Genomic DNA, 26,669 nt, shown 5'->3' with positions numbered 1-26,669 from the left:
AGCCGTTCGCATCAGGGCTGCGCCGGTATCGGCGGCATTTCGTCGAAGGCGGGCAGGTTCGGGTCGAGCGAATCCCAGCACAGACGACGCTTGGCGTAGACCGCCATTTGCGGCGTAACAGCTTCCGGTGCGTCGAGATTGGCGACACGCAGCGTCAGCATTCCGGGCATGCCGGAACTGCGGCCAAACAGCGGACTGCCGCAGGTTGGGCAGAAACTCGTCGTCACCGTTGCGCCGCTATCCGCCTGCCAGGCGAAATCGCGCGCCGCACCGCTGAGGGTTACCGCGGCTTCCGGCCACAGCGCGTGAAAGGCGTGTCCAGCGCCGCTCAATCGGCGACAACTCTCGCAGTAGCAGAAGCCGGTCATCATCGGCTCACCGGCAGCGGCAAAATGAATCGCGCCGCATAAACAACGGCCTTGATGGACGGTAGTAGCGCTCTCACTCATGGTGTCCTCCAGGAATCAGGCGTGGGAGAATGGCCATCGATGACCATTCCTAGTCGCTTGCAATTAGCAAGTGAGACGATGCTGCCACAGTTACTTTCTAATTGCAAGCGACGAACTCGACAGGTAAAGTGGCTCCACCATGAAACTCCCGCCACACGGTTCGTTCCGCTCGCTCTGTCCGCTCGCCGCGTCGCTCGACCTGCTTGGCGACCGCTGGAGCCTGCTCATCGTTCGCGACCTGATGGCGCGCAAGACGCGCTACAAGGACTTCCAGGGATCACCGGAGCGTATTCCGACCAACATCCTCGCCCAACGGCTGAAGCTGCTCGAAGAGAACGGCCTCATCGCCCGCCGGCCCTACCAGCAGAGGCCGCTTCGCTACGAGTACTTCCTGACCGCCAAAGGGGCGGACCTGCTGCCCGTCCTGCAACAATTGGCGCTGTGGGGACAGAAGTATGTCCCCGATAGCTGGACGCCGCCGGCGTGGTTTGCGACCGCCACCGCCGCCGACCTGCTGGCGCGTGACGCGGCGACTCCACCGACCGGCGAACCCGGCGACGAGTGAGGCCGACCCCGCAGTGCGAAGGCCTTGGCACTCTTTGTCGGAGTCAACCGAGTTCAAGCTGGCGACGCGCCGTGTGCTGGACGCTGCTCAGTTCGGCGATCGGCTGACGGCGAGGAAGCCGCGGATTGCATCACCGAAAGGCGCGTCGCCGGCAGTACGAGCGGGCGACAACGTCGGCGCAGAGGTTATGGCTATATGGGTTATCACTATCGCGGCGACTGCTGCCACCCCGGATCGACGACGGACCGGCGCTCCTTTGTCCGGCTGGCCGCCGTCACGGGAGGCCTGTAACCAGCACCTGGCCCATCACCCAGGGATTGGCCGTTCGCGATAGCGCCGGCGCGTCACTCAGCGACTGGCCAGCCTGTTCCAGTCACGTGCCCTTTATCGGCAGCGGTGAACTCTTGACGCGCGATGTCATGCGACACCCCGAACAGCATTTTCGATCAACGACGAATTGTGTCCTCGCCTTGCCACGGAAACCGGCGTCGGAGCATTCCCAGCCTTCTGTGGGGATGGCCGAGCTAGTCGACTCGGCCGTGGCAATGTTTGTAGCGTTTGCCCGAGCCGCAGGGGCACGGGGCGTTTCGAGGGAGTGAGTTCAGCTCCTCGTGCGCGACGGCGCCGACGCCCTGGAGCCGGTCGAGTGTGGCGATGGCGTTCCGGGTCCTGAGCGTATCCGGATGATCGTTGCCCAGCACGCGTTGCTGGTCGGGCAGCAGCGCTTGGTAGAGCGCGGTCGCGGCGCGTGCGTCGCCGGTCTCGCCGGTCCAGTGGGCGAGGTTGGCGCGGGTCCTGAGCGTTTCCGGATGATCGTTGCCCAGCACACGTTGCTGGTCGGGCAGCAGCGCCTGGTAGAGTTCGAGCGCGGCGCGTGCGTCGCCGGTCTGGCCGGTCCAGCCGGCGACGTTGTTGCGGGTCGTGAGCGTATCCGGATGATCGTTGCCCAGCACGCGTTGCTGGTCGGGCAGCAGCGCCCGGGAGCGTTTCCGGATGATCGTCGCCCAGCACACGTTGCTGGTCGGGCAGCAGCGCTTGGTAGAGCACGAGCGCGGCACGAGCGTCGCCGGTCTGGCCGGTCCAGTGGGCGACGTTGTTGCGGGTCGTGAGCGTATCCGGGTCGTCGGCCTCCAGGTCGCGGGTCAGGATCGTTCCGACGCGAGTCCACGCAGGCTGGCGCGCACTCGCCAGAACGCCGTCCGGGAGGGCGTCGTCAAGCGCGAAGAAGCGCGCCCGGAACTCGCCGACCTCGAGCAATCCCGACTCGCCGTGTTCCAGCAGAATGCTCGCCGCTCGACTGAAGGCCCGCGCCATCTCGTCGCTCGCGTGTTGGCGCCGCGCCTGGTCGAGCCGGGTCGTCTGCTGCTCGATCAGCACGTCGATCACCGTGCGCGCCTTGTCTTGGCCGTTTGCCTGCTGCCGCAGATTGGCGAGCAGCGCCTCCTGCATCTTGGCGTGGAAGCGGTACGCCGAACCGCTTGCCAGGACGTGCGAGTTGTTCGGCCCGACCAGGTCGTGAAAGTCCTGGATCGCGATGTCGGTGATCACGTGGCGGTCAAGCAGCCGGCGAAACACGTGCTCGTCGAATTCCAGCGCCAGTGCCTGCAGGGCGCTGCGCTCGCGCGGGCTCATGTAGCGCAGGAAGCGCTGCTGCAAATCGTTGTGTCCGCGTCCGAGATGACGGGCGGCGGCGAAGTCGTCGCGGTGCCGTCCGATCTGCCGGATCGCGAGGTCCAGCGCGAAAGGATGGTAGCGCCGCTCGTCGCCGGGCGACACGCTTTCGTCGGCCGCCGCGAGGATGGCGTCGCGGTGGGTCTCGATGATCTCTGCGATGCGTTCGCAGACTGGGTCGCCGGTGTGCTCCCGGTACCAGTCGAGCACCTGGTCGAGAAAGCGCTTGGCGTCGTCCAGGCTCAGGCCGCCGATGCGATGCTGTTCGATGAGCACGTCCCAGGTATCTTCGGAGAGATCGTCGCGCTGGTCGTAAAGGTCGCGCCAGCGAATCTTGCCGCGCCCGAACAGCGCGAAGCCGCAACGCGGTCGCGGTTCACTCGTTGCCAGGTGGCTGCACAGCGCCTGCAGCGCCGACTGGCTGTTGCGCGCGTTCAACGTCGACGAATGCGCTCGAAACCATCGATCAGGAGGCACAGTGCGTAAGGATGGCTGTTGCGTTCGCCCTGCGTCGTGAGGAAATCGATCAGGTCTTCGGCGAGAATGAGCGGTGCGTACTGCTCGAAGTCGGCGTTGGTCAGCTCTGCCAGTTCGAGCGCCGGAAACCGTTCGTCGTAGCGCTGCCGGCGGCGGCGGTCTCTGAACGCGATTGCCGTGTGGAGCAGCAGTCTGGCGCCCTTGACGGTCGTCGCGTAGTCCTTGGCCTGCTCCCAGAGGGTGCCGACAAACCCGGCGGTCTGCTCGTGCTTGCCCAGTAACTCTTCGATCTGCTCGCGGCCGAAGTCGCCGCTTTCCGCCAGGCGGGCTTTCCAGGCAAGACAGTAGACGTCGAAAAGCGGTAGCGGAACCTCCACCTTTTTCAGCGCTGTTCGCAAATGGCGGAAGAAGAGTTCGAAGATCGGGTACTCGGGAGTGACGATATCCGAGTCCAGGTCGACCTCGGCGAATGCCAGCGGATAGCCGCCCTGATCCGACGTTTCGCGGCGGAAGTCGTCGACTGCCTTGTTGCGCAGCGCGGTCTTGCCGGCTCCGCCAACACCGTGGAAAGCCTTGATCGGTGTGAACCGTTCGTCTGGCGTGAAAGGGCGCGCCAGTAACTCCCGGAAGAAACTCCGCAACACCTCTCGCGACTGCTCGCGGTCGGTAAACACGTCCTCGGCCCTGGGACCGGGGGGCGTCCAGAACAGACCCTTGCGTGCCATTCACCCTTCCTTTCGATCGACCGTTGGCGCCGGGGCAGGCCCGCGCGCGACTCCTGCAGGACGGATTATGCGGCCTTCGCCGGAGCGATGCGACAGGCGGTGCATGTCGCGGGCGATCTGCAGCGTTGCTCGCTTCCGCCGGTACGAGCAATAGGAGCAATAGGAGACAGACCACGTTTTTCTCTGAACAAGTAGCCGCTTCCGTCGATGTGGAAGCACTCCCTGTGTGTTCCGCGTTGGCGTTACCGCCCGAGCCGCCTTGCGGCGGCACCCATCTGCTCATGCTCGAAGGCCGGTGCGAAGTCACCCAGATCTGCCTGCCGCAACCCCACTTCCGAACTGAGTGCGACCTGCCGCCAGTTCGCCACCGCCACATGCACTTCGGCCAGCACCGCCAAGGCCTGGGCTTCGTCCAGCCTGAAGTAGGAGGCACGCGCCAGCAGCATCTGCACATCGGTGATCGGCCCATCCTGCTCGGACAGCCAGGTCCTGGACTCACGGTCCTTGTCCGGGAACGGATTGATGTCGAAGGCCGGCGCCAGGCGCCACTAGCCGTGTGCCACGTGCAGGAAGCCGTGGTTCTGCCGGTGATCGTCCACGTTGGTAATCAGCAGGTTGAACACCAGCCGGCGCCAGAGGTGCTGCACGTCCTGCGTGGGAGCATGGCCGTGGTTCGGATGGCGTCGACGATCTCGGTGTAGCTGCGGTCTTCCGCGCGCGAGGCCTGCAGCAAAGACGCAGCGGACTGTGGTACGGGATGCGGCCGTCTGCTTTATCGCGATCAAAGCGGCGGACGACGGCTACCGGCACATCGCCCAGCAAAACGACCCGAGCCGGTGCGGTATCGATGCCCGCCTGCGCTGCCAGCTTCAAGGCCCGGACCTCGCCACGAGTGACGCCACGCGCGTCGCCCACGCTGGGGAACTTGCCGATGGCGAGTCGGCCGTCCTCATCCACCAGCGTGCACTTGGGCCGCATGCCACCCAGCGACGTGCCCTTGCCCTGCAGATAACGCAAATCCTCGGCGGTCTCATCGCCGCGTCCACCGCCCGGCTAGCCTGGAAGACACGCGCCAGCTCGACCAGGGGCGGGGTGCTGCGCCGCCCGGCCACCGTCGGCCGCTGCCAGGTGCCATCCGGGTCGCGCAAGCGCAACGCGCCGACGCGGCTGAAATCGTCCACCGCGAGCAGATAGTCCAGTTCCGCGAGAGCCGGCAGCCTTGGATCATCCTGGCGGCGCTTGGCGTGGTCACGGGCAATGACGCGCCGGCCCCAGGCGTCGGGCGCGGTGTCGGCGATGGCGCCGTGGAACACCGAGAACAGATCAGATCGTGGCTTCGCACGATCTACGATCTATTCTTATCCGTTGTGGCCCTTGGGGAGCCGCCAGCGCTGGCCCAGTAGAGTCAATTGTGCCCCGATTCAGCCCCTACTAGGCGGCCCCGACCGCCTTCGCTGCGCGATGAGTGCCAGCAGGGCCCCTAGACCAGCCAGCGCTATTCCAGAGGGTTCCGAGACAACGCCGGGTGGTAGCGGTTGTGTCGTGTAGTCAACGATAATGGATGCGCTATCGCCGCTTAGCGCAAATGCCAGTGCCAATCCCAAGTCACCAGGGCCACCCACAAAGTTGCTTCCGTCAGCTGAGAGCACGGTGAGATCGCCCGACTCAAGGGCGGTGCCGAACCCGGTCCAAATGCCTGAACCGAAGGCCGTCAGTGCAGCACCCGAGGCCGCGACGCCCGAAAGTCGAACAGTGATCCCACCGCCAACCGTATCGTACTGGAACAGCGCCAAGTCACCGCCCGCTATCGACCCCGTGAAAGCTGCTGTGTCGTCACCAAATCCAAGGATGTCGTTCTCGGCATAGAAACCAAAGACCGTGCCGTCCAGCCTTGTGCCCGGCGCAGCTGTAAATGTAAACGTCGTCCTGGCGATGGTTCCTGCTAGCTCGGTGACGGCGCTGGTCGTGACCGCACCGGTTACCGCGCTGTTACCGACCAAGCCGCTGCCAAGGTCAACCGGTGAGCCAAAACCGCCTGCAGCGCCATTGCTCAACACTGCTGTGCTACCGCTAGAGAAGCGAAGAAACGGGTCAATGGACCAGGTCGGTGTGGCGCCTACACTCAGATCTGTGTAGTCGAAGAACCCGCCGAATGGCACCAAGCCGTTGCCGGCTTCGCCGCCATTGACGGTCACCGATGTCGTTGGGTTGCTCAATACCACAGGTGCAGCCGCGGCAGAGACTGCCGCCAGCAACGCCACAACACCTACGAGCCCATGCTGCAACGAGCGCGTGAGAAACCGTGGGCGGCGCACATCAACGTCGCGGCCGAGAGCCGCTGCTAGAAGTGAACTTTTCATAAATCGATACCCCCATAAGGCTTGGCGAAGGAAAACGCACCTGCAAGAGCAACTGCATTTCCCATGTTAAAAATGACATGAAGAGGAATCATGGAGCCTCGTGCAACACTTCCTCGCGCTGTGTATCGCTCATATCGAGTCACGAGCACTTATCGTGCCTGCTCTTATAATTCGCAATTATTCATGTGTTTACACATATACTTGGCGATTTTCAGCGCGTCGGATGTAAAATTTTTCGACATCCGGAATGCTGAGCCAGAGCAATAGGGGACAGACCACGTTTTTCTCTGAACAAGTAGCCGCTTCCGTCGATGTGGAAGCACTCCCTGAGTGTTTCGCGTTGGCGTTACCGCCCGAGCCGCCTTGCGGCGGTACCCATCTGCTCATGCTCGAAGGCCGGTGCGAAGTCACCCAGATCTGCCTGCCGAAACCCCACTTCCGGACTGAGTGCGACCTGCCGCCAGTTCGCCACCGCCACATGCACTTCGGCCAGCACCGCCAAGGCCTGGGCTTCGTCCAGCCTGAAGTAGGAGGCACGCGCCAGCAGCATCTGCACATCGGTGATCGGTCCATCCTGCTCGGACAACCAGGTCCTGGACTCACGGTCCTTGTCCGGGAACGGATTGATGTCGAAGGCCGGCGCCAGGCGCCACTGGCCATGTGCCACGTGCCACGTGCAGGAAGCCGTGATTCTGCCGGTGATCGTCCACGTTGGTAATCAGCAGGTTGAATACCAGCTGGCGCCAAAGCTGCTGCACGTCCTGCGTGGGGCATGGCCGTAGGTTCGGATGGCGTCGACGATCTCGGTGTAGCTGCGGTCTTCCGCGCGCGAGGCCTGTAGCCATCCGTTGCAGGTCGGCCGACACGTTGAAACGCGTCGGACTGGCCCACCAGTCCTCGTCATAGGCGAAGGCGCTGTGCTCGCGCCGCCCCTGGCGGACATGCACGAGCGAACCCACCGGCAAGCCCGCCTTGCCGATGCAAAGCTGAAGCTGCCGACGGATCGAGGCCATGGCCGCCATCACAGCGCTCCCGAGGTACCCGGCTTGCTGCGCACACGCTTGGGCAGGCGCTCGTCCATCCGTATCAGGCCAATGTCGTCCCTGGCCGTATCCAGGAGGTTTTCCAGCGCCTGGACTTCGCCGAAGACATGCCGCGCGCGGGCAAAGAAGTGGATGGGCACCCGCAGGTCGCCTTTCTCCATGCGCCGCACGGTAGAGAAGGACGCGCCCATGCGCTCGGCCAGCGAGGCCTGGGAGAGATGTCGCCGTCGACGCGCCAGGGAGATATCTTCTATACAACCCTGGGCCAATTGCCAATCACCCTTCCAAACCGATCACTCTGGGAGATTGACGCCGCTTGGCAAGCACTCATGTACTGTACTCACGTCGACGACCCGCACCGTCGGCCACTTCGACGTGGCGGTCATGGCGGCACGCTCCAGCCGAGATCGCGATGAATCGCCAGATGGCGCGGCGTCCATGAGTTCGGCGTCTTGTGCACGAAATGAAAGCGGGCGACGTGATAACTCGGATCGAAGCCGTAGAAATTGCGCTGCAGTTCAGCGAGTTCCTCCGCACGATAGCTTGCCAGCGGCTTGGCAGTTTCGTCGGCCAGGCGCTGCGCCCGTTTGACCCGCAGCCGCTCGTCGAGGTCGGGAGCCATGGCCAGTTCGGTGGCGCGGCGGGCGACATCGATCCGGAAAGCGTCGGGGTCGCCCGCCAGACAGGCGTCGATCAGGCCGGCGGCGACCGCAGCAGCGGCAGTCATCGGCAGCCGGTCATGCATGATCGCCTGCGCTCCCGCCATCCCGACGCGCGCCGGCAGCAGATAGGTCCAGTATTCCGAGCCAAACAGGTTGCCCATGTTGCGGTAATGCGGATTGAGCAGCACGCCGGCGCGCGCCCAGACCAGATCGGCGGCGCGCGCCAGGAAACAGCCCCCGGCACCGCAATTGCCCTGCAGCGCGGCGATCGTGAGCTGGTTCTCGCTGCACAGGATCGCTTCGGCGAGATCGTCGATGGCTTGGATGTTGGCCCAGGATTCATCCGCCGGCGATTCGGCCGCTTCGATACACGAGAGGTGGATGCCGTTCGACCAGTAGTCGCGTCCGCCCATCAACACCAGCACACTGATCGGCTGCTGCCGTGCCCAGGCGTACGCCGCCTGCAGGCGCTGGCATTGACGAGTGCTCATGGCGCCGTTGTAGAAGTCGAAGTGCAGGAAACCCACGCGCCCGGCTTGTTCATAGCGAATGTCCTGCCAGGTCCGGCCGGCAGGAGCGAAATAGCCGTCGAGCGGGGCTTCCGGAATCGTCGCCAGTGCTGCCGCAAAGACCTGCGTCGCCGGCAGCTTGAGCGAGTTGCCGGGTTCCTCGCGGCGCAGGTGACCGATCCATACTGCGCCATCGACCGTTGCGCGCAGGATCGCCGTCTCGCGCCAGGCGATCACCTCGCCCGGCGCGCCGGCGCGTGGCGGGCATGGATTCTCTTCCGGCCAGGCGTCGAACAGGCGGCAGGGCTCGCCGAACAAGCGATCGGCGACGCCGGGAAAACCATCGGCGGCGTTGATCCTGGCCAGCACGCGCGCCGTTTCATCGCGCTGCCAGTCGATGGCACGATCGACCTGCTTCATCAACGGCCGCTGTCTGCCTGGAATGGTCGGGTCGGCATCGTCGACCGGCGTCGGCACGAAGCCACCAACCAGGAAGCGTTCGACGGCTTTCAACAGCGCACGCACCGCGGCTTCGGTGACCTCGTGGCGATAGAGGCTCGACTTCCTGGCCATTCGCATCGGAAAGGTTTCGGTTGCCCAGACCGGGCCGGCATCCATCTCGGCGGTCGCCTGCAGGACCGTCACCCCCCAGTCCCGCTCGCCTCCCTGAATCGCCCAGTCGAGCGCCGACGGACCACGGTCGCCGACGATTCCCGGATGGACCACCAGACAGCAGTGCCGGCGCCAGATCGTCTCCGGAATCGCGCGGCGCAGATACGGCGCGACGATCAACTCGGGCCGGAACAGCGCGACAGCTTCCTCGGCCACCGCATCGGCGATGTCGTATTCGATCGACAACTGATGATCGCGTGCGCGCAGTTCGGTGTACAGGCGCTGGCTGAGGCTGTTGAAGGCGTGGCAGAGAAAGAGGATGCGCATCTTTCACTCAAGCGTCGCGCCAGCGACTGACGAATTCCCCTCTCCAAAAAGCGGGAAAAGGGTCGGGAGAAGGGTCGCGGGAGGGGTCGGGGTGAGGAACATGCTCATGACTGTGCACACCCTCAGCAGATGCGCGGCAATGGTTCGCCGCTCAGCCAGTCGACGATCCGCCGGCCGCCAAAGGTCGTGGTCATCTGCACGAAATGCTGCTCGTCCTGATGCACGCTGCCGATTACCGCCGCACGCCGGCCGAGCGGGTGGGCCTGCATCGCGGCGAGCAGGGTGTCGCAGTCCTGCGGTGCGACGATTGCCAGCAATTTGCCCTCGTTGGCGACATACAGCGGGTCGAGACCCAGGAACTCGCAGGCGGCGGCCACCTCGGGCTGTACTGGCAGCGCACGCTCCTGCAGCATCATGCCGACACCCGACTGGCGGGCGATCTCGTTGAGCGTCGTCGCAACACCGCCACGCGTCGGGTCGCGCAGCACGCGAATGGCCGCCCCACTCGCGCGCATCGCGGCGATCAGGCCATGCAGCGCGGCCGTGTCGGAAACGATGTTCGCGGCAAAACCGAGGCTTTCGCGCTGCGCCATGATCGCCATGCCATGCTCGGCGATGCTGCCGGAAACGACGATCCGGTCGCCGGCGCGGGCGCGGTCGCCGGCATAGTCGGTGCCCTCGGCAACGACCCCGGCGCCGGTGGTCGTGATGTAGACGCCATCTCCCCTGCCCTGTTCGACCACCTTGGTGTCGCCGGTCGCCACCGGCACGCCGGCGTCGCTGGCGGCGCGCGCCATCGATTCGACGATGCGCGCCAGATCGCCGAGCGGGAAACCTTCCTCGAGAATGAAGCTGGCCGCCAGATACAGCGGCGTTGCCCCCATCACCGCGACGTCGTTGATCGTTCCGTGCACCGCCAGGCAGCCGATGTCGCCGCCGGGGAAGAACAGCGGCGAGACGACATGCGCATCGGTGGACAACACCAGCCGGCCCGGCGGCATCGGCAGCACGGCCGCGTCGTTGCCCTGCCCCAGGTAAGCGTTGCCGAGCCGCCTTGCGAACAGTTCCTCGATCAGTTGCGCCATCGCCCGCCCACCGCTGCCATGCGTCATGTCGACACGGCCTTGCCGCAGATCGAGGGGACGGACGTAACCCTTGCGGACGTCCTTCATGACACGACCGCCAGGTCGGTAAAACGCCCGTACGAATAGTGTGCCGCACACGCCCCTTCCGACGAAACCATGCACGAGCCGATGGGGTTTTCCGGGGTGCATACGCTGCCGAAAATCCGGCATTCCTGCGGTCGCTTGACGCCACGCAGGATCGCCCCACACTCGCAGGCCGGATGGTCGGCCACCGCCCGGTAGCGAACCGCAAAGCGACGCTCGGCGTCGAAGTCGGCAAATTCCTTGCGGATTCTGAGCGCACTGTAGGGCAGCTCGCCCAGTCCGCGCCAGGCAAAAGAGCGGCGCAGTTCGAAGACCTCGGCCACCAGACGCTGCGCCTTGCGGTTGCCGTCGCGCGTCACGGCGCGCGTGAACTCGTTCTCGACCACGGCCCGACCGGCGTTGACCTGCCGGATCAGCATCAGGATCGACTGCATCACGTCGAGCGGTTCGAAGCCGGCGATCACCACCGGTTTGCGATATTCCTCGGCAAAAAATTCGTACGGCCGCGTGCCGATGATCGTCGAGACATGCGCCGGTCCGATGAAGCCGTCGATCCGCACACTGCCCCACTGCCGGACCTCCGGCGATTCGAGAATGCTGGCGATCGCCGACGGCGTCAGCACATGGCAGCAGAAAACCGAGAAGTTCCGAAGACCGAGCGTCTGCGCCTGCTTGATGAGTACCGCCGTCGGCGGTGTCGTGGTTTCGAAACCGATGGCGAAGAAGACCACCTCGCGATCGGGATTCTGCTGCGCGATGGCCAGCGCGTCGGCGCCCGAATAGATCATCCGGATCTCGCCGCGATGCTCGCCCCTGCTGACGGTCATGCCTTTTCCAGGCCCCCCCCGATCATGAAGGTCATGACCGTTTCCCTCCCTTGCAGGGCGCATTCCGGCTGGCACGCCGGAATCGCTCGATGGGCGCGGAGCAGGCTCCGCGAATTCCCCATCTCGCCCCCCGACTCCTCCCCCGCAAGTGGGGAGGGGAGATTCATGAGTCGCTGACGCGACTTTCACATTAACGGGGTGGCTGCCCGCCCTGCCCACCCGGCCCGCCATACCCACACTCCTGCTCAATCCCGCTTTCGCCTTGAGCAGCGACAGCCCGCCCGACGCCGGCACGCGCATGGGATCACCGTAGCTGCACAGGATGACGCCCAGGTCACGAGCGAATGCGATTGCCATGTCGATCTGTCCGATCGGCAGCACGCAGACCGGACAGCCCGGTCCGTGAATCATGCGCACGTTTGGCGGCAACAGGTCAGTCACCCCGTAGCGAGAAATGGCATGGGTGTGCCCACCGCAGAATTCCATGAAGTGATAGTCGCGATCCGCCCGCGCCGCCTGCCGAATCGCCGCCGCCAGGCCTTGAGCCAGGTCTCCATCACGGAACTCGTCGATAAATCTCATTTCGCACCTTCAGCAGTGAGCCATGCATTGGCCTGACCTGCCACGGCAAATTGCAGGACAGGCGAATCATTGCGACAGGGCAAGACCTGGATGATCCGGGTCCTAACGGTCATGACGTTTCCAGGCACCCCCGATCCATGAAAGTCATGACCATTTTCCCTCCCTTGCAGGGCGCATTCCGGCTTGCACGCCGGAATCGCTCAATGGGCGCGGAGCATGCTCCGCGAATTCCCCATCTCGCCCCCCGACCCCTCTCTCGCGAGTGGGGAGGGGAGATTCGTGAGTCGCTGACGCGACTTTCACCTTAACGCCGGCTGACCACCAGACTCGCGCTACGCTGAAACCGCAGTCCGCCACCTGAAAAAGCGACTTCCAGAGCATAGACACCGGCGGGAGCCTCTGCCGGAATCCCGATGAAAGCGTCAAGCTGCCACTTGCCGGGTTTGATCTCGAAACGGCGCGAAACGTCTTCAAAAACCGTGTTGCCCTTGAAGGTGATGCGTCGGGACAGGTCCCCCACCACCCCTTCACCGGTACGCAGCGGACACATCGAATAGACCATGCGGTGGTTGAATTCTTCGCCGGCGGGAACGCGGGAGGGCAGGATTTCGTTCAGGTCGATGTCGATGTTGGGACGTTGCAGTCTGGCGCAGTTGCGCTCTTTCCAGACCACATCGGGCGGGCTGACAAGCTTTTCACCGGGCTGGCGCCCGCCTTTTTCCTTACGCTGGAACCAGGACTGAAGGGTCTCGAGCGGGGTGGAACCCTGGCCAGTGGCGCAGGCGGCAAGCAGGACCGTGCTCAAACCGAGCAGCAGGACGCGCAGTAGCAGGATCATTGGCAGGCGATTGATCATTTTCGTATCGTCCATCCGCCTGCCGAACCGGAATCGTCACGCCTGACGACCGGCGGATTGGGGTTGCTGCGAATACTGGAGCGTGCTGCAGGGGCTTCCTTCACCCTTGAGGTGACTGCGACCTTCTCGCCCGCATCCGGACTGGCCCGTTCGCGGCTGGCGGACGCGGGACGAGCCACAGGGTCCGGCGGTGTCGGGATCGTGGCCGGCGTCCCGCCCTCGGCCGGAACGGATGGCAGGGTACTCGCCGGGAGCACGGGCTCGCGCAGCGTCGATGTGCCCAGGGCGGCGGCCGCTGCAGGCTCACTACGCGGCAGCGAAGGCGCCGGCGTGGCACCCACCGGAGGTTTTTGCGCCAGCCCGCCAGACGCTTCCGCCGGTGACGCTGGACTCTTCTTGCTGCTACTCCACCAGCCCAGACCAGCAAGCATCAACAGCGCAGCCATCAGAGCCAGGATGCCCGGGTACTTTTTCCAGAGCGCCTGCGCTGGCGATGCACCCATGGTTTCTCCGGTTGCATCGCCAGCGATCCGGATGGCCGCCGGCTCTGCGACAGCAGCGGATCGGCCGATGTCTGCAGCAGTAGAGGCGGCACCCTGCGGAACAAACAGGCGTGTCCCGGGAATCGGGCAGGGAGCCGCGTCGGGGGGCGGCAAATGGCTGGTCAACACCCCCTCCAGCGCGCTGCGAAACGCGCTGGCATCAGGGTAGCGCTGCGCAGGGTCCTTGGCCAGCGCTCGTGACAGGATGTCCTCAAGCACGACCGGCAGGCTGCCTGCAAACTGGCGTAGTGGCGGCGGCGGCTCTTCGATCTGCGCTTTCATGATTTCGAAGTCGGTCCCCTTCGAGAACGGGACACGCCCGGTCAGCAGCTCGAAAAGAACCACGGCCAGCGAGTATAGATCCGAGCGGGCGTCCACATCCCTGCCCTGGACCTGTTCGGGAGACATGTACTCGAGCGTCCCGATCAGATGTCCGCTACGCGTCAGGCGCATCTTCTCGAGGATGCGCGCGATGCCGAAATCCATCAGCTTCAGCGACCCGTCCACGGCCACCATCATGTTGGCGGGCTTGATGTCGCGGTGCACCACACCCGCACGGTGCGCGTGCTCAAGACCGTTCAGCGCGGCGATTCCATAGCGTATCGCTTCCTGCCAGGGTAACGCGCCGCGTCGAACGACGAGCTGGTCGAGCGTTTCGCCGGCGACAAATTCCATGACCATGTAGTACTGGTCGGCATGCCGGAAAAACCGGTAGACGCCGGCGATGTTCGGATGATTGAGACGGGCCAGGGCCACCGCCTCGGTTCGGAAGCGTTCGATAATATCGGCGCGCGCGGTAAATTCCGGGCGCAGTGATTTGATCGCGACATCCCGTTCAAGCATTGAGTCGCGGCCCTTGAAAACCTCCCCCATCCCTCCTTCGCCAATTTTGGCGACGAGTTCGAAATCACCGATCACCTGACTGCCCATCACCTGACCTCCAAGTTGTCAGTCACCATTTCACGCGTCACCGGTATCGGCCTCTCCACGGCCTCGGGAGGCCGAACGGCAATGATCCCGACGGAAATGTTGTCGCTGCCACCCCGCTCGCGCGCCAGTTCGATCAGCCGCCGACAGGCCGCCTGCGGGTCGCACGATTCAACCACCCGGACAATCTCGCTCGCATCGACACAGTCGTACAGACCATCGGAGCAGAGTACGAAAGTGTCGCCGACTTCTGGCGGGTCGCCGACCTGGGCGGTGACCCGCAGATCCGGGCGCGTGCCCAGAGATCGCAACAGGACATTGCGCTCGGGGTGATAGCGTGCGTGTTCGGCCGAGATCAGTCCTTCATTGACCAATTGTTCGACGAGGGTGTCATCCTTGGTCAATTGCGTAACCTGGCCATGTGAGCAACGGTAGAGCCGGCTGTCACCGACATGCCCAAACCACATGCCCCGTCCAACCAGGGCCAGTACCGTCGCCGTGGTTCCCATTCCCGAGAGCGCTCTGTCGGCCTCGGCGGCACGAAAAATCGCGGCATTCGCCTCCCGTAGCGCCTGCTCGATCGTATGCAGGGGGTCATCATCATGGGCTGCAAAGTAATGACTGCAGATCGTATCCACTGCCAGCTTGCTCGCCACCTCGCCGCCATTGTGCCCGCCCATGCCATCCGCCACCACCGCCAGAACACCTCGTCTCCTGCGTTCATCGGGGTCGCCCGGAGAAACAAAGGCAATCGAATCCTGGTTGCTGGTTCGCACGCAGCCAATGTCAGTGGCCATGCAGGTTTGCAAAATATAGTACGCGGATGCATCGCTCATCGGATCACTTTCTCTCTTTCGGTCGGAGTTGCCAGGCCAGAAACTCGTTACCGCTCTGGCGAACCTCAAACGCCACCCGCTCATCTTCATGTCCTTCTCGCTTGAGCGTCAATACGACATGAGCCCCGACCGGATACGGTTTCTCGAATACCTTCACCGTCGTGCCAAGCAGTCTGCCATCTTCGTAGATATCTGCAGGCCCGTCGATCGTACCGATGCGCACCACCCTCAGCGCGGCACCCTGCAGCCCGGCGTGCACCATCGGCTCGGAGCCTGCACTCATGGGCGGAGCGTCCACCACGGTTCCCGGCCGCATCTTCCATAAGAATCCTGCCAGCAACACGCCCGCAAGCAGGAATCCGCTGCCGATCAGAGGCCAGTGTTCCCGCCAGGCCGACCACCCCCTTGATCGGAATCCACGATCCGCCAGCGCTGTCTGCGCAGGCGGCGATCGTCCGATTTGCTGAAGGTCGTCAAGCAGCTCGCGGGCATCATGATAACGTTCCGATGCATCGCTGCGCAGACATCGGCCGATGATGCGCTGTAGATCGTCTGACATCGGCGAAGCCAGCGTCGGAATAGGGTACTCTGCGCGGCTAATGCGTTCGCAGAGCACCCCCACAGAGTCGGCGGCGAATGGCATATTGGCAGTCAGCATTTCGTAGAACAGGACGCCCAGCGACCAGACATCTGCCCGTGCATCCGCTGGCCTGCCTCTGATCTGTTCAGGCGCCAGGTAATCCATTGTGCCGACACAACCGCCGACCATCGTCAGACGCTTGCTGCTGGGATCCTTGGCAATGCCAAAGTCGAGCAGCTTGACCTGCCCAGCGGAACTCAGCTTGATGTTCGAGGACTTGATGTCCCGATGGAGGATGCCGCGCTCGTGCAGATAGGCAATGGCTTCGACCACGGCACGAAAGATGGCCAGCGCCTCGGCCACCGGCAGCCCACCACGAGCACGCCGTATCCGGTCATCGAGGGTGATGCCGTCCACATACTCCATGATGATGCATGGGCGCCCTTCGAACTCGACGAAATCATAGAATTCGGCAATGTGCGGATGGTGCAGCCCGGCCTGGATCCGCGCTTCGTTCATGAAGCGCTCGGCCAGACCCGCTCCGGGTTCAGCACCCGAAAGAATCTTGACGGCGACGACTCGTCCGATCCTGGAGTGTACCGCGCGGTACACTTCGCCCATGCCACCTGCACCGAGCGATTCGAGCAGTCGATATTCGCCAATCGCCGCGTTGGCGAGCATGGTCATGGGCTGCCGGCGCCATCAACTACTGGAGCACTGCCTTGACTTCCATCAGTTCCTTGGCGAACTTGATGGGTACCGCAAAGGTGATGGTCGGGTTGCCGGCGTAGAAAAGGCCGATGACCCGCCCACGATCGTCGAAAACCGGCCCGCCACTGTTACCGGGTCCGGTGGCGTTGGCAGTCAGTTGATAGGAATCCGATGCGCTGTAGTAATCGTCTTTGCCGCCGCCGGCCGTAGTCACCGTGCCGCGTATGACCTTGCCGATGGCTCCGGGTGTGACGGTCGGAACCGGAATGTCTACGATGTTCATTCCACCCGGGTCGAGCATGTCTTTCGATTTACCGGCAAAGAATACCTTGGGCGAAACCCCGGGATAACCCAGCACGGTAATCGGATCGCCCGGCCTGACATCCTCGTAGCTTGACTCGGGCGCGAGTACGGTCGGTTTGACTGCCGCCGGGGTGTCCACCTTGATCAAGGCGACGTCATGCTCGTCCGAGACTCTGGCAAGTTTGGCGGGAATGCGCAGCTTGTTGTTGGCGAAAGTGACCTCGAGGCGGTCATGCCGTCCGGCAACCGGTTTCTGTTCACCCAGAGGCGTTTGCGACCAGACGCTTTTCTCGGGATACCAGCGGTGTTTGGGGACATTTTCGACGGCGACCAATTCCTTCTTCTGATTCAACTCGAGCCGCACCCCTGCCGGTAACATCTGGTAGGCTTTCCAGGGCGCAGCCACGTGGCGATTGGTCAGAATGAACCCGTTCTCGGTGACGGCAAATCCGGAACCGGAGTGGCTGCCGCCGATCGGCACACTGTTCTTCTGCGCCTGCGCGGTCAACACCGGCTCCAGGTCGCCTTTCGGCGTCCGCACGTAGGCCGGTTTCCCTTCCCAGGACTGGTGATACAAAGGTTGCCCCGAAGCCAGGTCGATCAGCTTCCAGCTCACTTCGATGTATACCGTCGACCCCGAATACGCTGCGGCAATTTCCTTCGGCGTCATCAGGTCCTGCATCGCCTTGACTGTCGACGCCGTCGCTTCCGATTGCGATTTTGCAGCCTGGACCTGGGATGTGGTGGCCTCGATCTTCTTGTCCGTTTCCCGGCCCATGAAGACGAACACGCCAGCCACCACGGCCACCACGGCGAGCATGGCGGCCACGATGTTGACCATGGACTTGCGCGACTCCACCTTGGTCTGGGTAATCAGTCGTTCCACCGTTTCCTTGCCCACCCCGCGCGCACCTGCTGCCGTCGCGGAAGACGCGGCGGTATCGCTAGCGGTGGCCGCAGCCGCCATCGGAGCCATCGTCGCCTCGCGGGTCTGCGCGGGCGAAGCCTGGCGCGGGTCGAACTGGCGCGTCGCCCGGAGAGCATCGGCAGGCGGCGGATCGAGCTGGAACGTGAGTTCCGGCCCGCCCGCCCCGAACTGGATGAGGTCACCATGGTGCAGGGCGACATTGTCGCGAATACGCGCACCGTTGACGAACACGCCATTGCGACTGTTGAGGTCAACCAGCGTGAAGCCCTTCTGCTGAGCGTCGCGCTTGATCGTCGCATGATTGCGGCTGACCGTATCGTCACGCTCGGCGTCGTAGGAGACGCTGGCAGCAGGGTCGCGCCCAAAGGTAATTTCGGTCGTCTGCGTGACCGGGAAGGTCACTTCCTGGTTCGCCTTCGAGCCGGTCAGATGTCTGAGCAGCACGCGTTGCGGTCGTACCTCGGCGTTCGTCGCTGGCACCGGGGAAATTTCACGGGTAGGCGCCGCCTGCCTGAGATCGATCTGGCGCGTCGCTTTCGGAGTCAGTGCCGGTGGCGGGTCCATCTGGAAGCTAAATTCCGGCCCCCCGGTACCGAGCTGCACGAGGTCCCCATGATGGAGCGGCGTGCTACCGGCGATCCTCGACTGATTGACGAAAACACCATTACGGCTACCCAGGTCGGTGAGGATGAAAACCGTGCTCTGTGCAGGATCACGAGTGATCCGGGCATGGTTGCGGCTGACGGCATCGTCCCGTTCCATGTCATAGGCGACGGTCGATGCGGCGTCTCGTCCAAGCGAGATCTCCGGTACCTGATCAATGGGAAAGCTGATCTCCTGATTTGCTTTGGAGCCCGAAAGGTGCTTGATGACGATACGTTCCATCCGACCATCCTTCCTGTGAATGTCACTCGATTTCATTGACAACCCTACATCCCCTGTATTCCAGTCTACCTCAAGGCCCATTGACGTTCAATCCTGCACATGCCCACACCAGAAATGGCTTCCAACGACGTCAGATACCAGAACAAGGCACCGCCAGTAATCGGTGATGGGCGAAAGAACTCTCAAGATTTTGAGCGAGCATCCGTTTCTGGGAGTATTACCTGACTTCATTACCCCACTTCACCGACTGTACTGACGGAGCAAGTCAAATGTTCAAGCATGACCACTCATCCCTCGTGCATGCTTCGCGACGCGCATCCCGCCGCTTGCACCGGCGCCCCACGCTTTCAGCCATGGCGTCGGCACAGCCGCCCGGGTTCCTGCCGACAGCTTCCGGCCGTGCGCAACACTCGCACGTTCGCCGTTTCGATACGCGCCAACCCGAAGCCACTGCGCTGGAATTACTGGCCGCCGAACTGCGCATCGGTGACCTCGAAAGGGCCTTGGGCGAAGCGCGGGCGGCGGCCCATACCGATGCGCTGACCGGAGCACTCAACCGTCACGGCTTTACCGAAGCCTACCAGCGTGAAGCGGCGCGCTCACGCCGTAACAATAGTCCCCTGGCGCTGGCTCTGATCGATCTCGATGACTTCAAGCGCCTGAATGACACCCTCGGACATCAGGTGGGCGACGAGGCACTGGTTCATCTGGTCAGGGTGATTCGCTCGGCGCTACGTCCATCGGACATTCTCTGTCGCTTTGGTGGCGAAGAGTTTGTCGTGCTGCTGCCCGAAACGGCACTCAACCAGGCGACCAGTGCCATTTCCCGTTTTCAGCGGCAGCTTGCCACACAGGCCATCCCGGGCCAGGAAATCGTCCTGACCTTCAGTGCCGGCGTCGTTGTTCAGGCAAGTGGCGAATCACTCGAACAGTCGATTCTACGTGCCGACGTGGCGACCTACGCGGCCAAGCGGGCAGGCAAGAATTGCGTCGTCGCGGGTTGAACTGTGCCTGTGTGAAGACCCCGGGAGTTGGAGACCCGAGCACGCACCGGTGTCGGGGACAGAGCATGGTAGACTGCTCACCAGTCACCATTCGTCCTCCATCCGCTTCTTCCATACGGTCATTGCCATGCGCTATATCTCGACTCGAGGCCACACTGCCAGTTCACTGAATTCCTCCGGTCATACATTTACCGAGATCCTGCTCGGCGGACTGGCGCCGGACGGCGGTCTCTATCTGCCCGAAGCCTATCCGCAAGTCAGCCGTGATCAACTGGAGCAATGGCGATACCTGTCGTACGCCGATCTGGCCTATGCCGTGCTCTCCAGATTCATCGACGATATCCCCGCCGCCGATCTGCAGGCTTTGCTGGCCAGGACCTACACCGCGGGGGTTTACTGCAATGGCCGCATCAGTGCGCAGGCAAGCGAGATTACTCCCTTACGCTGGCTCGAAAGGCCGGATTCCGCACGCGGCGAAGGCGGACTGGCGATCCTCGAACTGTCCAACGGTCCAACCCTGGCTTTCAAGGACATGGCCATGCAGTTGCTCGGCAATCTTTTCGAGTACGTACTGGCCAGGCAGGGAGAGGAAATCAACATCCTCGGCGCCACCTCGGGCGACACCGGCTCATCCGCCGAATACGCCATGCGCGGCAAGAAAGGCGTGCGGGTATTCATGCTTTCGCCGCACGAGCGGATGAGCGCTTTCCAGAGGGCGCAGATGTATTCGCTGCACGATGCGAACATCCACAACCTTGCGGTACGCGGCATGTTCGATGATGCCCAGGACATCGTCAAGGCGGTGTCCAATGATCATGCCTTCAAGGCAAAGTACAAGATCGGAGCGGTCAACTCGATCAACTGGGCACGGGTTGCTGCACAGATCGTCTACTACTTCAAGGGGTATTTTGCAGCCACTGCCGACAGCAATGCCCGGCAGGTCGACTTTGCAGTCCCCTCAGGCAACTTCGGCAACATCTGCGCTGGCCACATCGCGCGCATGATGGGTCTGCCGATCGGTCGCCTGGTTCTGGCAACCAACGAGAATGACGTGCTTGACGAGTTCTTCCGTACCGGCGTCTACCGCCCGCGGGCAGCCGCCGAAACCTGCGCCACTTCGAGTCCGTCGATGGACATTTCGAAGGCCTCCAACTTCGAACGCTTTGTCTTTGATCTGGTTGGTCGTAACCCGGCCGTGATTCGCCAGTGGTGGCAGGAGATCGATACAGGTCGCAGCTTTGACCTGTCCGGAACGCCATTCCTTGCCAGATTGCCGGAATTCGGTTTTGTTTCCGGGAAAAGCACGCATGCGGATCGTCTGGCAACGATCCGCCGAACCTTCGAAAAATATGGCCTGATGATCGACACGCACACCGCCGATGGGCTCAAGGTCGGCAGCGAGTTACGAACACACGGGATACCAATGATCGTCCTCGAGACGGCCTTGCCGGTCAAGTTCGAGGAAACCATGGTCGAGGCCCTCGGCCAAAAACCCGAACGACCCGCCAGCCTGCAGGGTATCGAAAACCTGCCACAACGAGTCGCGGTCATGGACGTCAGTGTCGAGGCAGTGAAGCGCTTCATCGAGCAGCATCTGAGCTGATCCCGGCCGGGCACCGACTCCCGACAGCAGATGAAAAAACATGTCCTAGAGATAGATGACCGCCGGAAAGACGGCGACCGCGAGCACCAGGACCAGCCATTCGAGATTATGTCGCGCCAGGAATCCCGTGAAGTGCATGACCAGAATTGAAATCGCCAACACGTAAAACAGCGCAAATAGCATCGAATCCCCTCTCGTTATTTCGCGCAGACCACAACGCCTGTTTCGTATCGCTCAGGCCAGATTATATTACTGCCTTGCTCGGCTGCCTTGCTCGGCTGCCTTGTTCGGAATTCCCGTCAGCGATCGCGCGGCCGGCATAGCCGCTGCCTCAGGACAAGACCGCTCACGCTGTGCAGACGGATGCCCCCTGACGGTCATGACGCTTCCAGACACCGCCGATCCTGAAAGTCACGACCGTTCGCCTCTCCCGCGAACAAGGAGGGGAAATTCGTGAGTCGCTGACGCGACTTTCACATCAAGCCTGGAAACGCATCGACAGATCAAGGGCACGAACATCCTTGGTCAGGCTACCAATCGAAATGCGGTCCACCCCGGTCTCGGCGATGGCACGCACACTCTCCAGGCTGACGTTGCCCGACGCTTCGAGAACGGCACGACCAGCGGCAATCGCTACGGCTTCGCGCATCTCGTCCAGTCCCATGTTGTCGAGCAGGATCATTGTCGCACCGGCATCCAGGGCCTGCCCCAATTCGGCCAGGGTTTCGACTTCGATCTGGACGAACTGGCAGCGACCTGCCGCGTTCTCGGCAACCTGTTGTGCGGCAGCCAAGGCTGCAGCAATGCTGCCGGCAGCCAGAATGTGGTTTTCCTTGATCAGAATCCCGTCATAGAGGCCCAGGCGGTGATTGCCACCCCCACCGCATCTGACCGCGTACTTTTGTGCCAGGCGCAGACCGGGAATCGTTTTGCGCGTATCGACCACCTGCGCCCGCGTACCGGCAACCAGGTCGGCGTATTGCCTGGCTTTGCTGGCAACCCCGGAAAGCAGTTGCAGGAAGTTGAGCGCACTGCGCTCGCCGGTGAGCAGGGCGCGCGCCGGTCCCTCGATTTCGCAGAGCAGTTGATCCGGGCGGATGCGTTGGCCATCAGCTGCCTTCCAGGCGATGGCAATCGCCGCATCAAGCCGGGTAAAGCAGCGCTCGAACCAGGCGGTCCCACAAAGGATGGCATTTGCACGGGCAACCACGGTGGCGCGCCGGATTTCGCCGGCGGGAACCAGTTGCGCGGTCAGGTCGCCGCTCCCGACATCCTCGCTGAGCGCAGCCGCGACGTTGCGCTCGATTTCCGTATCCAGCATGGCTGCAAAGGTCATGACAATTCCCGTACACTAAGAGCTGATTGCACCGATTCTACCACCGAAGGAAAACCCTGATGCTTGACCTGTTGCTTGCTGGCCTGGGAGTGATGCTTGCCCTTGCATTTGCTGGCGGCCTGGTTTACCTCTATGTACAGGACGTCACGCAGGAAAAGCATGCCGTGTTGCGGAATTTTCCGCTGGTCGGTCATCTGCGCTATTTTTTCGAGACGCTCGGCGAATACTTCCGGCAGTATTTTTTTCTCGGCGACCGGGACGAGATGCCCTTCGATCGGGCGACTCGTAGCTGGGTCTACCGCATGGCCAAGAACGAAGGGGGCATTATCGGCTTCGGCTCGACCTACCGGATCCATACCCCCGGTGCTCTGATTTTCGTCAATGCGCCGTTCCCCGTTCTCGATGAGGAGAAACAGGCAACACCCGCGCTGGCGATTGGTGAAGGCTACTGTCGAACCCCTTTCGTCGGTCGGTCGCTGGTGAACATCAGTGCCATGAGTTTTGGCGCCATCTCCCAACCTGCCGTACGCGCGCTTTCCCACGGTGCAGCAGCAGCCGGCTGCTGGCTGGACACCGGCGAAGGGGGGCTTTCTCCGTATCACCTGGAAGGCGGTTGCGACATCATCTTTCAGATCGGCACGGCCAAGTACGGCGTTCGTGACGGTAACGGCGAGCTGTCCGACGAGCGTCTGCGCGAACTCGCCGCCCAAGCCAGCGTCCGGGCTTTCGAGATCAAGCTCTCGCAGGGAGCCAAGCCGGGCAAGGGCGGGGTTCTGCCGGGCAACAAGGTCACGCCCGAGATCGCGCGCATCCGCGGCATCAGCGAGGGACGCGATTCACTGAGCCCGAACCGCCACCGCGACATCGCCAACATCGACGAACTGCTCGACCGGGTCGAACATGTCCGGGCCATCACCGGCAAGCCGGTGGGTGTCAAGACTGCCATCGGAGGGGATCGCTTCATCCAGGAACTCACGGCAGCGGTCGCACACCGTGGCCTGCAGGCAGCACCCGACTTTCTGACCCTGGACGGCGGCGAAGGCGGCAGTGGTGCCGCACCGCAGGCGCTGGCCGATCACATGGCGATGTCGATTGACGAAGCCCTGCCACTGGTTGCCGACGCACTGCTGGCCAGCGGCCTCAAGGAACGGATTCGGATCATCGCTGCCGGCCAACTGGTGACGCCGGCGCGCGTCGCCTGGGCACTGGCGACGGGCGCCGATTTCGTCAATACCGCGCGTGGCTTCATGTTCTCGCTGGGCTGCATCCAGGCCCTGCGCTGCCACACCAACACCTGTCCGACCGGCGTCACCACGCACGATCCGCGCCTGCAGCGTGGCCTGGTCGTCGAGGACAAAGCGACGCGGGTGGCGTCCTATTGCCGGAACATGAACAAGGAAACCGAGATGATCGCCCACTCCTGCGGCCTGCGCCATGCTCGCGAACTGCACCGTGGGCATGTACGCATCATGCAGCCTTCCGGACAGAGTGTCGCACTCGACAGACTCCATCCCTATCCGGCTACGTCTCCCTGAAATCAGTCGGCCGCCGCGACGATGGCCAGCAGGTCTTTGCCGTAACGGTCGGCCTTAGCCAGACCGATCCCCGGTACGGCGAGCAGCGCCTGCACAGAATCGGGCAGCAGCGCAGCAATCTCGTAGAGCGCGCGATCATGCAGGATCACGTAGGCGGGCACCCCCTGTTCGCGTGCCCTCTCGCTGCGCCAGGTCCGCAGCCTGGCCACCAGGGGCGAATCGTTGGCTCGCTGCGGCGTGCTGCCCGATACCACCTTGCTCCGGGCTGGCGTGCCCTTTGGCCGATCCGGACGCCGCCGCAGCTTGAGGCTGATTTCCCCCTTGAGAATCGGCCGTGCGCTGTCCGTCAGCTTCAGCGCCCCGTAGGCCGCGGCGTCGGCTTCGAGCACCCCACCGACGAGCAATTGCCGAAATACCGAGCGCCATCCCATGTCGTCCAGCTCCGCTCCAACACCGAAAGTCGGCAGGCGGTCGTGACCGAACTGCCTGACCTTGTCGGTAGGCTTGCCACGCAGGATGTCGATCAGATGCCCGGCACCAAAACGCTGACCGGTTCGCAAGGCTGCGGAAAGCGCTTTCTGCGCCGCCACCGTACCGTCCCAGAGCTGTGGCGGGTCAAGGCAGACATCGCAGTTGCCACAGGGCGCTGCGGCCTCGCCAAAATAGTTGAGCAGGAGGACGCGACGGCACTGCGCCGATTCGCAGTAGGCGAGCATGCTCTCGAGCTTCTGCCTTTCGACGCGCTTTTGCTCGAGCGGTGCCGACGACTCCTCGATCATTTGCCGATGGATGACCACATCATTCAAGCCGTAGGTCATCCACGCTTGCGACGGATCACCGTCGCGCCCGGCGCGCCCGGTTTCCTGGTAATACGCTTCGAGGCTCTTGGGCAGGTCGAGATGGGCGACGAAGCGCACATCGGGCTTGTCGATTCCCATCCCGAAAGCGATGGTGGCCACCATCACCAGCCCATCCTCGCGCAGAAAGCGCTGCTGGTGACGCTGCCGGTCGGCAGCGGTCAGCCCGGCATGGTATGGCAGGGCAGTCACTCCCTGGGCATTGAGCCAGATGGCGGTTTCATCGACCTTGCGGCGCGAAAGACAATAGACAATGCCGGCCGCACCGTGATGTGCGCCGAGAAAGTTCAGCAACTGCCTGCGCGGGTTGTCACGCTCGACGATCGTGTAACGGATGTTTGGCCGATCGAAACTTGCGACGAACAAGCTCGCTTCCTCGAGCTTCAGGCGGGTAATGATTTCCTGTCGGGTCAGCGGGTCGGCAGTCGCCGTCAAGGCGATGCGCGGTACCCCAGGGAAGCGCTGGTGCAACTGCGAGAGCTGAATGTACTCCGGTCGAAAATCGTGTCCCCATTGTGAAACACAATGCGCCTCGTCTATCGCAAAGAGTGCGAGCTGCCGGTGCGCGACGAGTTGTTCGAGCAGACCGATGAAACGGTCGCTGAGCAGCCGTTCCGGTGCCACATAGATCAGATCCAGCTTGCCGTCCAGCAAACGGCGCTCGGTGTCCACCGCCGACCGGAAATCCATCGACGAGTTCAGGAAGGCTGCGCGCACACCCGCCAGCCGCAGGGCATCAACCTGATCCTGCATCAGCGCGATCAGCGGCGAAACGACCACCCCAACACCCTGGCGTAGCAGTGCCGGGATCTGATAGCAGAGCGACTTGCCACCACCGGTCGGCATCAGCACCAGCGCGTCACCGCCAGCGACGAGCTGGTCAACGATTTCCTCCTGCTGACCACGAAACGACGGATAGCCGAAAACCCGGCGCAGGATGTCGACCGCGGGCTTGCTCATGACCTGCGTTCGCCGTGGGAACAACCGAAGGGAATCAGATCCAGCGCTCCCGGTACAGTTCCCGGCCATCCCAGCAGAGAAACTCGCCTTGCGTCTCCTGCCAGTCCGCCAGCACCCAGCGTTCGACGTGAATACCGTCGATCAGATGGTCATGCGTTGCCGGACGATGCGTGTGACCGTGAATCAGTGTGGCATAGCCATGCGCGCGCAGGAAATCGTCAGTCGCCCCGGCATTGACGTCCATCAGGTAGTCCGCCTTGTCTCGCTTCGCAGATTTGCTTTTCTGGCGGGCCGCGATGGCCATCGCCTTGCGCTCCGGCAGGGATTTGCCCAGAAAGGTGGCCTGCCAGTCGGGCCGGCGTGCCAGCGCACGAAATGCCTGATAGTCGTGATCGTCGGTGCACAAGGCATCGCCATGCGACAGGACGAACTGCCATGCCGGCAGTGACAGGACATAAGGATCCGGCAGCAGCCGGACACCGCTGCGGGCAGCGAAGTGGTTCCCGAGCAGAAAATCGCGGTTGCCGTGCATCACCGACACGCACACCCCGGTCGACGCCAGCGCGTGCAGGGCATCGACGATGTCGGCGGCAAAAGAATCCTCCGGATCTTCCAGGCAGTCGTCACCCGGCCAGGCTTCGAAAAGATCACCGAGAATGAACAATTGCTCGGCGGCACGCGCACGGCCACCAAGAAAATCGAGGAAGAGGCGGGTGACGCCCGGCGCCTGCGGTGCGAGATGCAGATCAGAAATGAACAGGATCACTACGTCGACGAATCGTGCACTGGTGCGGTCATTAATGTGAAAGTCGCGTCAGCGACTCACGA

23 protein-coding genes and 4 pseudogenes are annotated in these 26,669 nt (G+C 63.0%); 5 read left to right on the top strand and 22 right to left on the bottom strand.

Translation table 11 applies throughout. From position 1 onward, the window contains the following. Nucleotides 1-11: 11 nt before the first annotated feature. Nucleotides 12-449, bottom strand: a complete 438-nt coding sequence (locus V5B39_RS07185) for a GFA family protein (protein ID WP_332342230.1) — start codon at nt 447-449, stop codon at nt 12-14. A gap of 139 nt (nt 450-588) precedes the next feature. On the opposite strand from V5B39_RS07185, the gene V5B39_RS07180 reads away from it, so the two are divergent. Beyond that, the gene (locus V5B39_RS07180; protein WP_332342229.1) at nt 589-1,014 is read left to right on the top strand and encodes a winged helix-turn-helix transcriptional regulator; all 426 of its coding nucleotides are present in this window, start codon (nt 589-591) and stop codon (nt 1,012-1,014) included. Between the two features lie 524 nt (nt 1,015-1,538). On the opposite strand, the gene V5B39_RS07175 is transcribed toward V5B39_RS07180, so the two are convergent. The 12 genes and pseudogenes from V5B39_RS07175 to V5B39_RS07120 form a co-directional block, all read right to left on the bottom strand. Next, nucleotides 1,539-1,967 carry a tetratricopeptide repeat protein gene (locus tag V5B39_RS07175; protein WP_332342228.1) on the bottom strand — a complete coding sequence of 143 codons (429 nt, stop codon included), beginning with the start codon at nt 1,965-1,967 and terminating at the stop codon, nt 1,539-1,541. A 94-nt stretch (nt 1,968-2,061) separates the two neighbouring features. Beyond that, nucleotides 2,062-2,328: pseudogene (locus V5B39_RS22145) on the bottom strand (hypothetical protein); the annotation flags it as partial. A gap of 791 nt (nt 2,329-3,119) precedes the next feature. Then, complete coding sequence (locus V5B39_RS07165; RefSeq protein ID WP_332342226.1) at nt 3,120-3,887, bottom strand: hypothetical protein; 768 nt, start codon at nt 3,885-3,887, stop codon at nt 3,120-3,122. Between the two features lie 242 nt (nt 3,888-4,129). After that, nucleotides 4,130-5,203, bottom strand: a pseudogene (locus V5B39_RS07160) (type II toxin-antitoxin system HipA family toxin); the annotation flags it as partial. Nucleotides 5,204-5,308: 105 nt separating this feature from the next. Further along, the gene (locus V5B39_RS07155) at nt 5,309-6,247 is read right to left on the bottom strand and encodes a hypothetical protein (protein WP_332342225.1); all 939 of its coding nucleotides are present in this window, start codon (nt 6,245-6,247) and stop codon (nt 5,309-5,311) included. 346 nt (nt 6,248-6,593) lie between these two features. Next, on the bottom strand, nt 6,594-6,914 hold the full coding sequence (locus tag V5B39_RS07150; RefSeq protein WP_332342244.1) for a hypothetical protein: 321 nt from the start codon (nt 6,912-6,914) through the stop codon (nt 6,594-6,596). Beyond that, nucleotides 6,847-7,092 (bottom strand): HipA domain-containing protein, encoded by a 246-nt coding sequence (locus V5B39_RS07145; protein ID WP_332342242.1) that lies wholly within the window; start codon nt 7,090-7,092, stop codon nt 6,847-6,849. Before V5B39_RS07145 ends, V5B39_RS07150 begins: the two co-directional genes overlap by 68 nt. A gap of 176 nt (nt 7,093-7,268) precedes the next feature. Then, nucleotides 7,269-7,559: a helix-turn-helix domain-containing protein gene (locus V5B39_RS07140; RefSeq protein ID WP_332342224.1), complete on the bottom strand. Its 291-nt coding sequence runs from the start codon at nt 7,557-7,559 to the stop codon at nt 7,269-7,271. Between the two features lie 113 nt (nt 7,560-7,672). Continuing rightward, entirely contained in the window at nt 7,673-9,400 is a 1,728-nt protein-coding gene (locus tag V5B39_RS07135) for a hydrogenase maturation protein (RefSeq protein WP_332342223.1), read from the bottom strand. A 122-nt stretch (nt 9,401-9,522) separates the two neighbouring features. Next, a complete protein-coding gene (hypE, locus tag V5B39_RS07130; protein WP_332342222.1) occupies nt 9,523-10,572 on the bottom strand; it encodes a hydrogenase expression/formation protein HypE in 1,050 nt (349 codons plus the stop codon). Next, nucleotides 10,569-11,369, bottom strand: a pseudogene (hypD, locus tag V5B39_RS07125) (hydrogenase formation protein HypD); the annotation flags it as partial. The pseudogene hypD and the gene hypE, both read right to left, overlap by 4 nt. A 279-nt stretch (nt 11,370-11,648) precedes the next feature. After that, nucleotides 11,649-11,921 (bottom strand): annotated as a pseudogene (locus V5B39_RS07120) (hydrogenase formation protein HypD); the annotation flags it as partial. Between V5B39_RS07120 and V5B39_RS07115 the strand changes: the two are divergent. Next, on the top strand, nt 11,856-12,014 hold the full coding sequence (locus tag V5B39_RS07115) for a hypothetical protein (RefSeq protein WP_332342243.1): 159 nt from the start codon (nt 11,856-11,858) through the stop codon (nt 12,012-12,014). The pseudogene V5B39_RS07120 and the gene V5B39_RS07115 sit on opposite strands and share 66 nt — an antisense overlap. 268 nt (nt 12,015-12,282) lie before the next feature. On the opposite strand, the gene V5B39_RS07110 is transcribed toward V5B39_RS07115, so the two are convergent. From V5B39_RS07110 to V5B39_RS07090, 5 genes are read right to left on the bottom strand one after another with little or no spacing between them, the layout of a single operon-like run. Further along, complete coding sequence (locus tag V5B39_RS07110; RefSeq protein ID WP_332342221.1) at nt 12,283-12,834, bottom strand: hypothetical protein; 552 nt, start codon at nt 12,832-12,834, stop codon at nt 12,283-12,285. Then, on the bottom strand, nt 12,831-14,306 hold the full coding sequence (locus tag V5B39_RS07105; protein WP_332342220.1) for a serine/threonine-protein kinase: 1,476 nt from the start codon (nt 14,304-14,306) through the stop codon (nt 12,831-12,833). Before V5B39_RS07105 ends, V5B39_RS07110 begins: the two co-directional genes overlap by 4 nt. Continuing rightward, nucleotides 14,306-15,100 carry a Stp1/IreP family PP2C-type Ser/Thr phosphatase gene (locus V5B39_RS07100; protein ID WP_332342219.1) on the bottom strand — a complete coding sequence of 265 codons (795 nt, stop codon included), beginning with the start codon at nt 15,098-15,100 and terminating at the stop codon, nt 14,306-14,308. Before V5B39_RS07100 ends, V5B39_RS07105 begins: the two co-directional genes overlap by 1 nt. A gap of 43 nt (nt 15,101-15,143) precedes the next feature. Further along, the gene (locus V5B39_RS07095) at nt 15,144-16,406 is read right to left on the bottom strand and encodes a serine/threonine-protein kinase (RefSeq protein ID WP_332342218.1); all 1,263 of its coding nucleotides are present in this window, start codon (nt 16,404-16,406) and stop codon (nt 15,144-15,146) included. 19 nt (nt 16,407-16,425) lie between these two features. Continuing rightward, nucleotides 16,426-18,546 carry an FHA domain-containing protein gene (locus V5B39_RS07090; RefSeq protein ID WP_332342217.1) on the bottom strand — a complete coding sequence of 707 codons (2,121 nt, stop codon included), beginning with the start codon at nt 18,544-18,546 and terminating at the stop codon, nt 16,426-16,428. 353 nt (nt 18,547-18,899) lie between these two features. Here V5B39_RS07090 and V5B39_RS07085 point away from each other — a divergent pair, with 353 nt between their 5' ends. Then, on the top strand, nt 18,900-19,550 hold the full coding sequence (locus V5B39_RS07085) for a GGDEF domain-containing protein (RefSeq protein WP_332342216.1): 651 nt from the start codon (nt 18,900-18,902) through the stop codon (nt 19,548-19,550). 127 nt (nt 19,551-19,677) lie between these two features. Next, nucleotides 19,678-21,153 (top strand): threonine synthase, encoded by a 1,476-nt coding sequence (gene thrC, locus V5B39_RS07080; protein WP_332342215.1) that lies wholly within the window; start codon nt 19,678-19,680, stop codon nt 21,151-21,153. A gap of 45 nt (nt 21,154-21,198) precedes the next feature. Here thrC and V5B39_RS07075 read toward each other — a convergent pair whose 3' ends face one another. Next, entirely contained in the window at nt 21,199-21,336 is a 138-nt protein-coding gene (locus V5B39_RS07075; protein WP_332342214.1) for a hypothetical protein, read from the bottom strand. A gap of 295 nt (nt 21,337-21,631) precedes the next feature. Beyond that, nucleotides 21,632-22,489 (bottom strand): carboxylating nicotinate-nucleotide diphosphorylase, encoded by an 858-nt coding sequence (nadC, locus tag V5B39_RS07070; protein WP_332342213.1) that lies wholly within the window; start codon nt 22,487-22,489, stop codon nt 21,632-21,634. Between the two features lie 59 nt (nt 22,490-22,548). Here nadC and V5B39_RS07065 point away from each other — a divergent pair, with 59 nt between their 5' ends. Continuing rightward, nucleotides 22,549-24,024, top strand: coding sequence for an FMN-binding glutamate synthase family protein (locus V5B39_RS07065; RefSeq protein ID WP_332342212.1), 1,476 nt, complete (start codon nt 22,549-22,551; stop codon nt 24,022-24,024). A 2-nt stretch (nt 24,025-24,026) separates the two neighbouring features. Here V5B39_RS07065 and recQ read toward each other — a convergent pair whose 3' ends face one another. Together recQ and V5B39_RS07055 are read right to left on the bottom strand one after the other, a co-directional pair. Then, on the bottom strand, nt 24,027-25,841 hold the full coding sequence (gene recQ / locus V5B39_RS07060) for a DNA helicase RecQ (RefSeq protein WP_332342211.1): 1,815 nt from the start codon (nt 25,839-25,841) through the stop codon (nt 24,027-24,029). Nucleotides 25,842-25,875: 34 nt separating this feature from the next. After that, complete coding sequence (locus V5B39_RS07055) at nt 25,876-26,607, bottom strand: UDP-2,3-diacylglucosamine diphosphatase (protein ID WP_332342210.1); 732 nt, start codon at nt 26,605-26,607, stop codon at nt 25,876-25,878. Between the last annotated feature and the right edge of the window lie 62 nt (nt 26,608-26,669).

Origin of the sequence: Accumulibacter sp. (assembly GCF_036625275.1) — a bacterium.
Taxonomy (GTDB): domain Bacteria; phylum Pseudomonadota; class Gammaproteobacteria; order Burkholderiales; family Rhodocyclaceae; genus Accumulibacter.
Note: the sequence above shows the minus strand (reverse complement) of the source record. Positions and strands in the feature narration are given on the sequence as shown.

Coding starts and splice junctions, on each gene's coding strand:
- V5B39_RS07185 (WP_332342230.1), bottom strand. CDS start 449: ATGAGTGAGAGCGCTACTACCGTCCATCAAGGCCGTTGTTTATGCGGC.
- V5B39_RS07180 (WP_332342229.1), top strand. CDS start 589: ATGAAACTCCCGCCACACGGTTCGTTCCGCTCGCTCTGTCCGCTCGCC.
- V5B39_RS07165 (WP_332342226.1), bottom strand. CDS start 3,887: ATGGCACGCAAGGGTCTGTTCTGGACGCCCCCCGGTCCCAGGGCCGAG.
- V5B39_RS07155 (WP_332342225.1), bottom strand. CDS start 6,247: ATGAAAAGTTCACTTCTAGCAGCGGCTCTCGGCCGCGACGTTGATGTG.
- V5B39_RS07145 (WP_332342242.1), bottom strand. CDS start 7,092: ATGGCTACAGGCCTCGCGCGCGGAAGACCGCAGCTACACCGAGATCGT.
- V5B39_RS07135 (WP_332342223.1), bottom strand. CDS start 9,400: ATGCGCATCCTCTTTCTCTGCCACGCCTTCAACAGCCTCAGCCAGCGC.
- hypE (WP_332342222.1), bottom strand. CDS start 10,572: ATGAAGGACGTCCGCAAGGGTTACGTCCGTCCCCTCGATCTGCGGCAA.
- V5B39_RS07115 (WP_332342243.1), top strand. CDS start 11,856: ATGGGTGTGCCCACCGCAGAATTCCATGAAGTGATAGTCGCGATCCGC.
- V5B39_RS07110 (WP_332342221.1), bottom strand. CDS start 12,834: ATGATCAATCGCCTGCCAATGATCCTGCTACTGCGCGTCCTGCTGCTC.
- V5B39_RS07105 (WP_332342220.1), bottom strand. CDS start 14,306: ATGGGCAGTCAGGTGATCGGTGATTTCGAACTCGTCGCCAAAATTGGC.
- V5B39_RS07100 (WP_332342219.1), bottom strand. CDS start 15,100: ATGGCCACTGACATTGGCTGCGTGCGAACCAGCAACCAGGATTCGATT.
- V5B39_RS07095 (WP_332342218.1), bottom strand. CDS start 16,406: ATGACCATGCTCGCCAACGCGGCGATTGGCGAATATCGACTGCTCGAA.
- V5B39_RS07090 (WP_332342217.1), bottom strand. CDS start 18,546: ATGGAACGTATCGTCATCAAGCACCTTTCGGGCTCCAAAGCAAATCAG.
- V5B39_RS07085 (WP_332342216.1), top strand. CDS start 18,900: ATGGCGTCGGCACAGCCGCCCGGGTTCCTGCCGACAGCTTCCGGCCGT.
- thrC (WP_332342215.1), top strand. CDS start 19,678: ATGCGCTATATCTCGACTCGAGGCCACACTGCCAGTTCACTGAATTCC.
- V5B39_RS07075 (WP_332342214.1), bottom strand. CDS start 21,336: ATGCTATTTGCGCTGTTTTACGTGTTGGCGATTTCAATTCTGGTCATG.
- nadC (WP_332342213.1), bottom strand. CDS start 22,489: ATGACCTTTGCAGCCATGCTGGATACGGAAATCGAGCGCAACGTCGCG.
- V5B39_RS07065 (WP_332342212.1), top strand. CDS start 22,549: ATGCTTGACCTGTTGCTTGCTGGCCTGGGAGTGATGCTTGCCCTTGCA.
- recQ (WP_332342211.1), bottom strand. CDS start 25,841: ATGAGCAAGCCCGCGGTCGACATCCTGCGCCGGGTTTTCGGCTATCCG.